12 protein-coding genes and 1 pseudogene are annotated in these 12,070 nt (G+C 61.2%); 11 read left to right on the top strand and 2 right to left on the bottom strand.

Annotated features, from left to right (window positions below; genetic code table 11):
- The first annotated feature begins 26 nt into the window (after nt 1-26).
- From V1283_RS12270 to V1283_RS12255, 4 genes are all read left to right on the top strand, one after another.
- Nucleotides 27-230, top strand: a complete 204-nt coding sequence (locus V1283_RS12270) for a DUF1289 domain-containing protein (protein WP_334386748.1) — start codon at nt 27-29, stop codon at nt 228-230.
- Between the two features lie 40 nt (nt 231-270).
- A complete protein-coding gene (locus tag V1283_RS12265; protein ID WP_334386747.1) occupies nt 271-822 on the top strand; it encodes a TIGR02281 family clan AA aspartic protease in 552 nt (183 codons plus the stop codon).
- A 254-nt stretch (nt 823-1,076) separates the two neighbouring features.
- On the top strand, nt 1,077-1,556 hold the full coding sequence (locus V1283_RS12260) for a DUF417 family protein (RefSeq protein WP_334386746.1): 480 nt from the start codon (nt 1,077-1,079) through the stop codon (nt 1,554-1,556).
- Nucleotides 1,557-1,721: 165 nt separating this feature from the next.
- Nucleotides 1,722-1,916: a hypothetical protein gene (locus V1283_RS12255; protein WP_334386745.1), complete on the top strand. Its 195-nt coding sequence runs from the start codon at nt 1,722-1,724 to the stop codon at nt 1,914-1,916.
- 65 nt (nt 1,917-1,981) lie between these two features.
- Here the strand turns inward: V1283_RS12255 and V1283_RS12250 are convergent, their stop codons facing one another.
- The gene (locus V1283_RS12250) at nt 1,982-2,464 is read right to left on the bottom strand and encodes a MarR family winged helix-turn-helix transcriptional regulator (RefSeq protein ID WP_334386744.1); all 483 of its coding nucleotides are present in this window, start codon (nt 2,462-2,464) and stop codon (nt 1,982-1,984) included.
- A 175-nt stretch (nt 2,465-2,639) separates the two neighbouring features.
- Between V1283_RS12250 and V1283_RS12245 the strand changes: the two genes are divergently transcribed.
- The 6 genes and pseudogenes from V1283_RS12245 to V1283_RS12220 all read left to right on the top strand — a co-directional run bounded on the left by V1283_RS12245 (nt 2,640) and on the right by V1283_RS12220 (nt 8,978).
- A complete protein-coding gene (locus tag V1283_RS12245) occupies nt 2,640-3,158 on the top strand; it encodes a flavin reductase family protein (protein WP_334386743.1) in 519 nt (172 codons plus the stop codon).
- 53 nt (nt 3,159-3,211) lie between these two features.
- A complete protein-coding gene (locus V1283_RS12240; RefSeq protein ID WP_334386742.1) occupies nt 3,212-4,444 on the top strand; it encodes a flavin-dependent monooxygenase in 1,233 nt (410 codons plus the stop codon).
- 27 nt (nt 4,445-4,471) lie between these two features.
- The gene (locus tag V1283_RS12235) at nt 4,472-5,491 is read left to right on the top strand and encodes an amidohydrolase family protein (protein ID WP_334386741.1); all 1,020 of its coding nucleotides are present in this window, start codon (nt 4,472-4,474) and stop codon (nt 5,489-5,491) included.
- Nucleotides 5,492-5,534: 43 nt separating this feature from the next.
- The gene (locus tag V1283_RS12230; protein WP_334386740.1) at nt 5,535-6,911 is read left to right on the top strand and encodes an MFS transporter; all 1,377 of its coding nucleotides are present in this window, start codon (nt 5,535-5,537) and stop codon (nt 6,909-6,911) included.
- Between the two features lie 80 nt (nt 6,912-6,991).
- Nucleotides 6,992-8,068, top strand: coding sequence for a maleylacetate reductase (locus tag V1283_RS12225; protein WP_334386739.1), 1,077 nt, complete (start codon nt 6,992-6,994; stop codon nt 8,066-8,068).
- Nucleotides 8,069-8,081: 13 nt separating this feature from the next.
- Nucleotides 8,082-8,978, top strand: a pseudogene (locus V1283_RS12220) (intradiol ring-cleavage dioxygenase).
- A gap of 65 nt (nt 8,979-9,043) precedes the next feature.
- Here the strand turns inward: V1283_RS12220 and dusA are convergent.
- A complete protein-coding gene (dusA, locus tag V1283_RS12215) occupies nt 9,044-10,054 on the bottom strand; it encodes a tRNA dihydrouridine(20/20a) synthase DusA (RefSeq protein WP_334386738.1) in 1,011 nt (336 codons plus the stop codon).
- Nucleotides 10,055-10,188: 134 nt separating this feature from the next.
- Here dusA and V1283_RS12210 point away from each other — a divergent pair, with 134 nt between their 5' ends.
- Complete coding sequence (locus tag V1283_RS12210) at nt 10,189-11,325, top strand: tyrosine-type recombinase/integrase (RefSeq protein ID WP_334386737.1); 1,137 nt, start codon at nt 10,189-10,191, stop codon at nt 11,323-11,325.
- The last annotated feature ends 745 nt before the right edge of the window (nt 11,326-12,070 follow it).

Here is a 12,070-nt window from a genome sequence, read left to right as displayed (position 1 = left end):
GACGCAAACCATTTCACTATCGATAAATGAGCAAAGAATCGCCGTGTATCGCAGTCTGTATGATGGACCCCAAAACCAAACTCTGCTTCGGCTGCGGACGAACGTTGCCGGAGATCGCGCGCTGGCACCGCCTGGAGACCGCGGAGCGATTGGCTGTGATGGAAGGGCTTGCGGCGCGCATGGCGGAGGCTGGCCTCGCGCCAATGCCGCCGCGCACCGAGCGTGGCTGATCCCGGGACGAATCTTGGGACGAACCGGCGGAGGCGCGCTGTGATCCGCATCTTGCTCGTTCTGGCGCTGCTCGCCGCCACCGCCGGCGCCGTCGTCGCCTATGGCGATCCGGACCAGATCACGCGCGCCAGCAACTCGGTGACGAAAATGCTGCGGCAACGCAGTCTGGAACCGGCGCCAGCCGTGCAGATCGCGCGCGGCAAGGCCGGCGAATTCGCGCTGCATGCCAAGATCAACGGCGTCAAGGCGCCGATGGTGATCGACACCGGTGCGACCTCGGTGGTGCTGACCTGGGAGACGGCGAAGGCGATCGGTCTGCCGATCGAGATGCTCGAATACAACGTCGACGTCGAAACCGCCGGCGGCCACACCAAGGCGGCGCGGCTGACGCTCGATCGTCTCGCGGTGGGTGGGCTCGTCGAGAAATCGATTCCGGCGCTGGTGGTGCCGCGCGGGCAGATGAAGACCAACCTGCTCGGCATGAGTTTTCTGGATCGGCTGGAAAGCTGGGGCGTGCAGGCCGACAAGGTGATGCTGCACGGCTATCCCGACGTCGCAGGCCGCCACAAGCGCCGTGCGGCGGCGAACTAGCTAGGCCGACGACTCTCATGAATTGATCACGTCCGCTTAGCCTCCAGTCCGCTTTGCTTAAGTCAGTCGCCCGCTCCGGCGTTTCAACGCGCCATTTTTTGGCGGGCGCACAATATTCCAGCGGAATTACCGCACTTATTTGTGAACCGGCGAGATCCGAAGCCGCGTAACGTCCAAACCGATCGCCCGTAGACGCATTTGCGGGCGTGCACCAACACGCGCGGTTCATCTCAATCAAGGGAACAGGCGGTCACATGAAGGTAGCTCTCAACATCGCGGAGAACGGCCAGGGATCTTATCGTTTGCTGGCAATTTTGCGTTGGGTCATGGTCATCATCTTCGTATCGTTTGGCATCCAGAAGTTCACGCTGCAGTCGGCACAAGGAATCGTTCAATTTATCAGCAACAGTCCCTTTATTTCATGGATATCCGTCTTCGGCGTTAGGGGAGAAGCCTACTTCCTTGGTGTCGTTGAACTTGGAATTGCAGCACTTCTCGCGGCAGGCGCATTCAGTCCGCTCTTGTCCGCCCTCGGCTCACTCATGGGCGTAATCACGTTTTTCATCACGTGGTCGTTCTTCTTCACGACGCCGGGCGTGGTCAAATGGAGCTTGTCGGCCGACCCGATGGCCTGGAATTTGACCGGCGAATTCATCTTCAAAGATATTGTTTTGCTGTGTGTCTGCGTCGTGCTGCTGCTGGCCTCTTTGCCGAGGTCGCGGTTGCACGATTAGGTCCTCCTTGACGGGAACTCAGCTCTCTGCCGGTGTCCGACACCCATTCGCCGAGAAATCCATGTCTCCTGGCAGCGGTCCATCCAGACGATTGCCGCCACGCCGGTCCCTCCCCATTTTGGATGCGGGGACGAGCACATCCTCGTGTGCCATCGGAGACCGGCAATGACCATGAGAACCTTTTGTACGCTAGCCGCCGCCATCTTTGCACTCATCGCACTGCTGCAGTTGGTCCGGATTGCGATGGGGTGGTCCGTCACCTTGAATGGCGTCGATCTGCCGTTCTGGGCGAGTTGGATTGCCGTCATCGTGGCAGGCGCGTTGAGCTTCGTCGGCTTCCGCGCCACCATGCGCAGCTAAAGGTTCGCAGGCCCGTGGGCCGATCTGTGGCCGGGCAGCGGAGCTACCACTCCCTTGCCTAAGCGTCACGCTTTCGTCTTTGCCGCCCTGCGTGCCTTGTTCGCTTCCTCGATCTCGGGTTCGAGCGACTTCAGGCTCTCGTAGATCTCTGCGAGAACTGTCTTCAGGTCCGAAATGTTCTTCGACGGGAAATCGCGCACCGCAACCTCCTCGAAGTGGATGGCGATCGGGATCAGCTCTTCCACCAGTGTCCGCCCCTTCGGCGCAAGGTTGATTGCAACGGTGCGGCCGTTGTCCTTCAGCCGCGCGCGCGTAACGAGGCCACGCCGCTTCATCTCCCCGACCAGCCGCGACAATGTCGATATCTCGATCGTCGTCATCGCCGCGAGATCGCCGAGCCGCTGGTCGCCGGTTTCCCAAAGCGCGGCCATCACGCGGTACATCGGCAGGGTCACGCCGTAACCGGCAATGCGCCTGGAAAACAGCTCACCCATCTGCACGCCGACGCGGTTGAGTAAATAGGGAAAGGAATTTGTAAGTCTGTACAAGGTCTTGCAATCCGTGCTGTCGCAATTGTTGCGACCATTCAATAGCCGCGCGCCGATCGTTTTTCAAGGCAATTGTTGCATTTGAAAATTTCCTGTTGACTGATATTTGCAAATGCAATTATTGTTTTGGAAAGTTAAGCCGCCGGGCGAGAGCGGACCGTCAGTGGAGGAAACCATGTCGCTGGATTCGGCATCCGACGAATTGCGAGAAACGTTCAAGCGCGCGTTGCGGCGATTTCCCGCGGCGGTGTCGGTCATCACCTCGGCCGATCAGGATCGCCGGCACGGGATGACGGCGACCGCCGTGACGTCGCTGTCGCTTGATCCCCCTTCCCTGATCGTTTGCATCAACCAGGCAACGCTGCTGCATGACATCATGCTGCTGGCGCGCCGGTTTTGCGTCAACGTGCTGCGCCGCGATCAGGTCCCGCTTTCATCCGCCTTCAGCGGTGCGCTGCCGGCCGAGGAGCGGTTCGGGCTCGGCGACTGGATGACTTCGGCCGAGGGCGTCACCTACCTCGCCGACGCGCAGATCAACATCTTCTGCAAGAAGGCGGCCGCCGTGCCCTATGGCACGCACACGATTTTCATCGGCGAGGCCGAGACCGTGAACGTGCGCGATCCGATCGAGCCGCTGATCTACCAGGATGCGACCTATTGCTTCTCGGTGCCGCACGACAGCCATGCGGCGTGAAACGCCCCTGCCCCTGACCGCCTTTCGACCCATCGAAGACACGGAGCAAACCAATGGTATCAGTCGCCCAGTTGAAGGACCTGCCGGCGCAGCCGTCGCCTCGCCCTGACATTGCCGAGTTGCGGAGCCGCGTGACGCAGATCGCGCCGCAGATCAAGGCGCGCGCCCACACCACGGAAAAGGCCGGCCGCGTTCCCGAAGAGAACATCATTGCCCTGCGCAACATCGGCTATTTCGATATCGTCAAGCCGGCGATGTTCGGCGGCTACGAGCACGATTTCGATGTGCTGGTCGAACTGAACATCGAGCTGGCGAAAAGTTGCGCCTCGACGGCATGGGTCGGCGGCCTGCTCGCGGCCCATCAATGGCTGATCGCGGGTTTTCCGGAAAGCGCGCAGCGCGACGTCTGGGCCAGCAATCCCGATGCGGTGGCCTGCGGCTCCTACGCACCGGTCACCAGGGCGATCGAGGTCGAGGGCGGCTATCGCTTGAGCGGACGCTGGTCGTTCGCCAGCGGCTGCGACAACGCGCAATGGTCGTTGTGTGCCGCGCTGTTGCCGTCGAAGACCGAGAGCGGCCAGTTTGCGCCGGCCTTCCTGCTGGTTCCGGCTGCCGACTACGTTATCGACGACACCTGGAATGTCGTCGGCCTCAGCGGCACCGGCAGCAAGACGCTTGTGCTATCGGACGTGTTCGTGCCCGCCCACCGCCTGCTGTCGTTCGCCGACACGACGTCCGGAAAAACGCCGGGCGCCGCGCTTTATGCCGCCAACCCCACCTTCGCGATCCCGATGCTGTCGAACATCCCTTCCTGCCTGGCCTCGACCGCGGTCGGCGCGGCGGCCGGCGCGCTGGAAGACTATCTTGCCGTCACCTCCAGGCGGATCACCCGCGGCGCGGTGGCCGGCAACAACAATCGCATGGCGGACTTCCCGACCATCCAGTTGCGCGTTGCGGAAGCGACCGCCTCGGCCGATGCGGCGCGCGAAGTGCTGCTGCGCGATCTCAGGGATCGCGCAGCCACGGTACGTGATTACAAGCCGGTTTCGATCGAGGACCGCATCGTCAGCCGCCGCGGCCAGGCGTTTTCGGTCGCACTCGCCATTCGCGCCACTGAAGCCCTGAACGCCTCGACCGGCGGGCTCGGCCTCGATCTTTCAAATCCGGTACAGCGCGCCTGGCGCGACGCCAATGCCGTCGGCCGCCACATCAGCATGAACTGGGATGCAGTCGGCACCATGTACGGCCAACTCGCGCTCGGGCTGACGCCGCAAGGACAGTACTAATCAACATCGGAAATCAGCGAGGACAACATGCAGGGCAAGATCGCACTAGAGGAACATTTCGCCATCCCGGACACGCTGATGGACTCGGCGGGCTTCGTCCCGGACTCCTATTGGCCGGAGCTGAAGGACCGCCTGCTGGATATCCAGGACAAGCGGCTGACGCAAATGGACAAGCACGGCATCGAGATGATGATCCTGTCGCTAAACGCGCCGGCGGTTCAGGCCATTCCCGATGTCGCGCGCGCCAACGAGATTGCGATCCGGGCCAACGACTTCCTCGCTGAGCAAGTGGCAAAACGGCCGTCGCGGTTTCAGGCCTTTGCCGCGCTGCCGATGCAGGATCCGGATCTTGCGATCAAGGAGCTCGGGCGCTGCATCACGACGCTCGGTTTCCGCGGCGCGCTGGTCAACGGCTTCTCGCAAATCGGCGACGGCAAACGGCCGGTCTATTACGACCTGCCGCAATACTGGCCATTCTGGGCAGCAGTCGAAAAGACAGGCCTGCCCTTCTACCTGCATCCGCGCAATCCGCTGCCGGAGGACTGCGCGATCTATGAAGGGCATCCGTGGCTGATGGGCCCGACCTGGGCATTCGGACAGGAGACCGCCGTGCATGCGTTGCGCCTGATGGGATCGGGCCTGTTCGATGCCCATCCAAAGCTCAAAATCATCCTCGGGCACATGGGCGAAGGCCTGCCCTACAGCATGTGGCGCGTCGATCATCGCAACGGCTGGGTCAAGGCGCCGCCGAAGCACAAAGCGAAAAAGAAGATCTGCGATTACTTCAACGCCAACTTCTTCCTGACCACGTCGGGCAATTTCCGCACGCAGACGCTGATCGATTCCATTCTCGAAATCGGAGCGGACCGCATCCTGTTCTCGGTCGACTGGCCGTTCGAGAATGTCGATCATGCCTCCGACTGGTTCAACAGCACCAGCATCAGCGAGAACGATCGGATCAAGATCGGCCGGCGCAATGCCATCGACCTGTTCAAGCTCGACCTCGACGAAACCACCGGGCACGGCATCCATCAAGCCGCGGAATAAGCGGTCTCACACGACATAATCACCATCCGGGAGGAATACGGCCATGACTGCGAAAGCAATCGATCTTCACGAGGAACTAGCCGAGGCAAAGGTCGGAAAATTTCACTGGCGCCTCGGCGCCATCATGGGACTGCTCACGCTGTTCGACGGATATGACACGTTCAATCCTGCTTACGTCATTCATTATGTCGCAAAACCCTGGGGCCTTCAGCCCGGCCAGGCGGGCATTTTGATCTCCAGCGGGCTGGTCGGATTCCTGATCGGCGCTGCGATCCACGGCATCATCGCCGACCGGCTCGGCCGCCGCGGCACCCTGCTCGGAGGCCTCTGGATCACCAGTATCTTCACGCTGCTGACCGCGACTTCGGCGGATTCATTTCTGTCGTTCTGCATCCTGCGCATCCTGACCGGGATCGGTCTTGGCGTGCTGCTGCCCTTGGCAACGACGTACATCAACGAACTGGCGCCGCGACGGGTTGCGAACACGTTCGCGCTCTGGGGCGTAGCCCTCGGCTGGGCGCTTGGCGGAACGCTCGCCGGTGCCGCCGGTGTGTTCGCGACGCCAGTGTTCGGCTGGACCTCGTTATACTGGATCGGATCGCTATCGTTCCTGTTGCTGCCCTTCATGCACTTCATGTTGCCGGAGTCACCGAAGTTCCTTGCCCTTCGAGGCCGCACCGGCGAAATCCGCGACATGCTGAGCAAGCTTCGGCCCGAGCGCGCAAGCGTCTATCAGTCGGCCGAAATTGCCGTCGAGGAGTCCGAGAAGCCGCTCAATTCTGTGGCGGCGCTGCTCCAGCCCAAATATCGCCGGACTACGTTTGCGATCTGGGCGTCGGCATTTCTCAGCCTGTTCTGCATCTTCGGCCTGTCGGGGTGGATTCCGACCGTGATGATGCAGCGTGGAGAAACCTTTGCAGCCAGCTTCGGCTTCGGCGCGCTGATGCAGATCATGTCATTCGTAGGCGCTCTCGTGCTTGGGCATCTGGTCGACAAGTCCGGCAGCAGCCGCGGGCTGATCGCGACCTGGTGGGCGATTGGCGGCCTCGCCGTGCTGTCGCTGGTGGTGATGAACGACCACATCGTCAACATCACGTCGGTCGCAGCCGCCGGCTTCTTCATCATCGGCGCGCAGTTTGTGCTGAACAACTTTACCGCGGCTTCCTACGAGACCGGCGTGCGCGCCAGCGCGGTTGGGATGGAGCTCGGGGTCGCGCGCGTCGGCGCCATTCTCGGCCCGTTCGTCGCCGGCGCGCTTCAGCAATATTACCAGAGCCCAACGCCGATGTTCCTGTCGATCGGCGGGGCAGCGATTGCCGCGGGCGCGATCATCCTGCTGGCCCGGCAGCCGGCAAGCGCTCCCGCTGATAGCCTTGAAGAGACGGCCGGCTTGCGCAAGGCTGCACAGCCCGCCTCTTGAGGCGGAGGTCAATGCGGAAAGTCCGGCTACGGAAGCGATCTGATCCCGGAGCCGGCCGTTTCGTCCGCAAAGGAGCGGCCATGCAAGACTTCATCTACCAGAGCGCGCCGATGCGGGTGGTGTTCGGCGCCGGCACGCTGCGTCAACTACCCGACGAATTGTCCCGCCTCGGCGTCGTCAACGCTCTCGTGCTGGCGACGCCGCGACAGAAAGATCTGGCCGCCGGCATCCGAGCGATGATCGGTGAACGCTTCGCCGGCGTCTTTACAGGGGCCGTCATGCATACGCCCGTTGAGGTGACGGAACGGGCGATGGAGACCGTGCGTGAGGTGCGGGCTGATTGTCTCGTCGCGATCGGCGGCGGTTCGACCACGGGCCTCGGCAAGGCAATCGCGTTGCGCACCGACCTGCCGCAGATCGTGCTGCCGACCAGCTACGCCGGCTCGGAGATGACGCCGGTCGTCGGCCAGACCAGCGGCGGGGTCAAAACCACACAATCGAGCCCGAAAATTTTCCCCGAGATCGTGATCTACGACGTCGACCTCACCATGACGATGCCTCCCGGATTGTCAGCGACATCAGGCATCAACGCCATCGCGCATGCCGTCGAGGCGCTCTACGCGCTGGATCGCAACCCCGTGATATCGCTGATGGCACAGGAAGGCATCCGCACGCTGGCGCATGCGCTGCCCAGGATCTGCGTTCAGCCGGACGACAGAGCCGCGCGCACCGACGCGCTCTATGGCGCCTGGCTCAGCGGCATCTGCCTCGGCGCCGTCGGCATGGCGCTGCATCACAAGCTCTGCCATACGCTGGGCGGGTCGTTCAATTTGCCGCACGCGGAAACCCACACCGTCATTCTCCCGCACGCCCTCGCCTACAATGCGCCCGCCGCGCATGAAGCGATGACGCGGATCGCCGCCGCACTTGGCGTGCCCGACCCCGCGCTCGGCCTCCACGATCTGGCGCGAAAGCTTGCTGCGCCGGCATCGCTGCGCGAGATCGGCATGCCCGAGAGCGGCATCGACCAGGCCGCCGACCTCGCCGTCAAAAACCCCTACTGGAATCCGCGCCCGATCGAGCGAGACGCGATCCGTGAATTGATCGCGCGCGCCTGGCGCGGAGACGCTCCGCAAACCACCCTCGCGACCTCCTGAAGAGAACATCGACATGCGCAACTTCGACGAAGCCACGATCACCGACGCCGTCTTGCAGCGTGTCAGGACCGCAAAGGACGACCGCGTCCGGCAGGTCAGCGAGGCGCTCGTGCGCCATTTGCATACCTTCGTCAGGGAAATCGAACCCACGCAGGCCGAATGGGAGGCCGGCATCGATTTCCTGACTCGAACCGGACAGATGTGCGACGACAAGCGGCAGGAATTCATCCTGCTGTCCGATACGCTCGGCGTCTCCATGCTGGTCGACGCCATCAACCATCGGACACCGGAGGGCGCGACCGAGACGACGGTGCTCGGACCGTTTTACGTGCAGCGCGCGCCCGAGCATCCGCTGGGCGCGGATATCTCCGGCACCATGGAAGGCGCGCCGCTGCTCGTTACCGGCACGGTGTCGGCAGCCGGCGGCAAGCCGCTCGCCGGCGCCGTGGTGGACGTCTGGCATTCGGACAATGACGGCTATTACGATGTTCAGCAGCTCGATTAGATCGGCGAGCTGGCGATGCGTGCGCGGTTCCGCGCCGACGAAAACGGCCGGTTCTGGTTCTGGTCGATCAGGCCGGCGGCCTATCCGATCCCGCACGACGGGCCGGTCGGCAAAATGCTCGAGGCGCAGGGCCGCCACCCCTGGCGCCCGGCCCATGTCCATTTCATGATTGGAGCGCCCGGACACCAGACGCTGGTGACGCATGTATTCGCCGCGGGCGACCAATACCTGGACTCGGACGTCGTCTTCGGCGTCAAGGACAGCCTGATCCGGGAATTCGCCGCGATGCCTGCGGGTACGGCCGTCGATGGCCGCGAGATGGCGCAGCCTTATTATCATCTGAATTACGATTTCGGACTGAAGGCGGAAACGGAAGTGCGCCGCGCCGGAGAGCGCGCCGCCTAGGTTTTGTGTTGACGCGTTTTCTTCACGCGAACCGGTATCCACTTCGCTTGAAAACGCTATGGCACTTACGCCGCAACCAGCGCCCCCGCGCGATCCTCGACCAGCGCGATGGCATCGCGGAGCACGTCGACGCCAGCGCCGGGCTTGACGCCCTTCTCCGCCAGATGGCGGCGGAAGGCGCGCGCGCCGGGCACGCCGTGAAACGCGCCGACGAAGTGCCGCGTCATCGAATGCAGCCGTGCGCCCTGCGCCAACTGGTCTTCGATGTAGGGAAACATCGCTTCGAAAACGTCCTTCATGGTGGCGTATGGCGCCGCCTCGCCGAACAATTCCGGATCGACGTCGAGCAGACGCCACGGCTCCTGATAGGCCGCCCTCCCCAGCATCACGCCGTCGACATGGTCGAGGTGACGCGCAGCTTCCGCAATACTGCCGATGCCGCCATTGATGATAATGGGAACATCCGGCAGCACCGCCTTCAGCCGATAGACCCTGTCGTAGTCGAGCGGCGGGATGTCGCGGTTTTCCTTCGGCGACAATCCGTTGAGCCAGGCTTTTCGGGCATGCACGATGAGCGCGTCCGCGCCGGCCGCGACCACGCCGCGTGCCAGCACGTCGAGCGCCACTTCCGGGTCCTGGTCGTCGATGCCAATCCGGCATTTGACGGTAACGGGAATTCTGACCGCGCGCTTCATCGCGGCAACGCCGTCGGCGACCAGCGCCGGCTCCGCCATCAGGCAGGCGCCGAAGCGACCGTCTTTCACGCGGTCGGACGGACAGCCGACATTGAGATTGATTTCGTCGTAACCGAAATCCTCGCCGATCCTGGCCGCGGTCGCGAGATCTTCCGGATCGGAACCACCGAGCTGCAGCGCCACCGGATGCTCGCTTGGATCGAAGCCAAGCAGCCGCCTGCGGTCGCCACGAATAATGGCACCGGTCGTCAGCATCTCCGTGTACAGCCCCGCGCGCCGGCTCATCAGGCGGTGGAAGACGCGGCAATGCCGGTCGGTCCAATCCATCATTGGCGCGACAGAGAAAAGAAAATCGTATGATTTCGTAGTTTTTTCGGTCATTTCAATTACTTAGGGATCTTTTTGAATTTCTCGTTGTAGCTCGTTTTTTAGCCATTTTCCTCCATTTTGGTACCCTCGGTACTGCCGCGCAGTACCGAAGACGTCCATGCAGTACCGGTAATGGAGCCTCCAAGATGGGAACCGTCGTACCACGCAAGCGAAGCGATGGCTCTACAGGATACCAAGCCCAGCTCCTCATCAAGCGAGCTGGTAAAATCGTTCATCGAGAAAATCGGACGTTCGATCGACGGCAGGCTGCCTCTGCGTGGCTCGAAAAGCGGGAGAAAGAACTTGCCAGGCCGGGCGCACTTGAGCGTCTCGAAGCGCCGGACCCCACTCTAACCACTGTTATCGACCGCTACACAGATGAATCTATCAAGAAGATTGGTCGCACAAAGGCGCAGGTGCTGCGATCGATTAAGAACTACGACATAGCCAATAAGAGGTGTTCGGAAATCACAAGCACCGACGTGGTCGCATTTGCCAATGAGCTTATAGTCAATGTCGCTCCGTCGACCGTCGGCAACTATCTCTCGCATTTGGCTGCCGTCTTTGCCGTAGCTAAGCCCGCTTGGGCATACCCACTTGATCAGACCGCAATGAAGGACGCCTTTGTAGTTGCGAAGCGCCTCGGTATTGCGAGCAAGAGCCGCGAGCGCGATCGGCGGCCGACTCTCGAAGAGCTCGATAAGATCATGGACTACTTCGGCGAGCGGCTAAAGCGCCGACCATCCTCCATTCCGATGCAGAAGGTCATCGGGTTCGCGATATTCTCAACACGTCGCCTCGAGGAGATTGCGCGGATCTCGTGGAAGGATCTCGACGCGGAAGGAAGTCGTGTTTTGGTGCGAGATATGAAGAACCCCGGAGAGAAGGTCGGGAACGACGTATGGTGCGATCTTCCGCCGGAAGCGCTTCAGATAATTATCTCAATGCCGAAGAGGCACGACGAGATTTTTCCGTTTTGCGGTGACACCATTGGAACTAATTTCACCCGCGCTTGTCAGTTCCTCGAGATCATTGACCTGCATCTTCATGATCTTCGCCACGATGGTATTTCAAGACTATTCGAAATTGGCCGGAATATTCCTCAAGTAGCTGTCGTGTCCGGTCATCGTTCTTGGTCAAGTCTCAAGCGCTACACGCACTTGCGCCAAACCGGCGACAAATACGCGGGATGGAAGTGGTTTTCAGTGCTGACAAGCTCAACCAGCTCTGTCCGTCCAGCACCTAAGTACGCCTTTACTGAGGACCTCACGACGACGAGTTAGATCTGTGGCGGACTTCCCAATGAGCAAGAGTTGGAGCGGGTGAAGCGCTCCGACTCAAATTTTTCATTCGATTTATGTCAACAATTCCAGTTACTTACGCCTTTTGCCTATTTTCGTGTTGGACGCATTGTTGGACGTTTCGTTCGACGCTAAATTTGGCTCGCCTGCCACTCACAACTCATTCTGCCACTATGGAAATCCGTGAAGGACTAGTGGTAACGCCTGTATCAGCAACACGGCACTTCCCCCCAACACGCTGGCATCCACGACGAGCAGGGACAGGACGCGCTCCCAAAGCATCTCGTTGCTGGCGACGTCATTCGAATTTGGCATCTGTGTGCACCTGCATTTTTCGTGCGACGAAGACGTCATAGACCGAGTCGCGGGGTCGCCAAGCGGCGAAATTTGAAGGAAAATTAACTCGTGATTCACCGACTCGGGCGCCTTGCCCGATTGACGTTGGTGTCGGTTTTGCCCGCGTGCGATTCTCTCCTGATCCGGCGTCCCATCGAGCGACATCCAAGATAGAGGGGATCAGAACTCTAGATCCCTGGTCCGAGGTCGGGCTTCCAAGCCAACCGCATCAGCTCACCACCGAAGGTGGATACATTTCAGTTTCACCGTGCTGACGGAAGCCGTGGCTCAACCTGACTTCAGCATCTCAGCTTTTGCTGCGGGAGACGCAACATCCGATTCTCGGGATTAGTCGAGAGAGCCATTCTCCGCTTGGCTACGCAGAATCTAC

The organism is Bradyrhizobium sp. AZCC 2262, from assembly GCF_036924535.1.
GTDB lineage: Bacteria > Pseudomonadota > Alphaproteobacteria > Rhizobiales > Xanthobacteraceae > Bradyrhizobium.
The sequence above is the reverse complement of the archived record's forward strand: the minus strand, read 5'-3'. Positions and strand labels throughout refer to the sequence as shown.

Coding starts and splice junctions, on each gene's coding strand:
- V1283_RS12225 (WP_334386739.1), top strand. CDS start 6,992: ATGCAAGACTTCATCTACCAGAGCGCGCCGATGCGGGTGGTGTTCGGC.
- dusA (WP_334386738.1), bottom strand. CDS start 10,054: ATGACCGAAAAAACTACGAAATCATACGATTTTCTTTTCTCTGTCGCG.
- V1283_RS12240 (WP_334386742.1), top strand. CDS start 3,212: ATGGTATCAGTCGCCCAGTTGAAGGACCTGCCGGCGCAGCCGTCGCCT.
- V1283_RS12210 (WP_334386737.1), top strand. CDS start 10,189: ATGGGAACCGTCGTACCACGCAAGCGAAGCGATGGCTCTACAGGATAC.
- V1283_RS12230 (WP_334386740.1), top strand. CDS start 5,535: ATGACTGCGAAAGCAATCGATCTTCACGAGGAACTAGCCGAGGCAAAG.
- V1283_RS12235 (WP_334386741.1), top strand. CDS start 4,472: ATGCAGGGCAAGATCGCACTAGAGGAACATTTCGCCATCCCGGACACG.
- V1283_RS12260 (WP_334386746.1), top strand. CDS start 1,077: ATGAAGGTAGCTCTCAACATCGCGGAGAACGGCCAGGGATCTTATCGT.
- V1283_RS12270 (WP_334386748.1), top strand. CDS start 27: ATGAGCAAAGAATCGCCGTGTATCGCAGTCTGTATGATGGACCCCAAA.
- V1283_RS12255 (WP_334386745.1), top strand. CDS start 1,722: ATGACCATGAGAACCTTTTGTACGCTAGCCGCCGCCATCTTTGCACTC.
- V1283_RS12245 (WP_334386743.1), top strand. CDS start 2,640: ATGTCGCTGGATTCGGCATCCGACGAATTGCGAGAAACGTTCAAGCGC.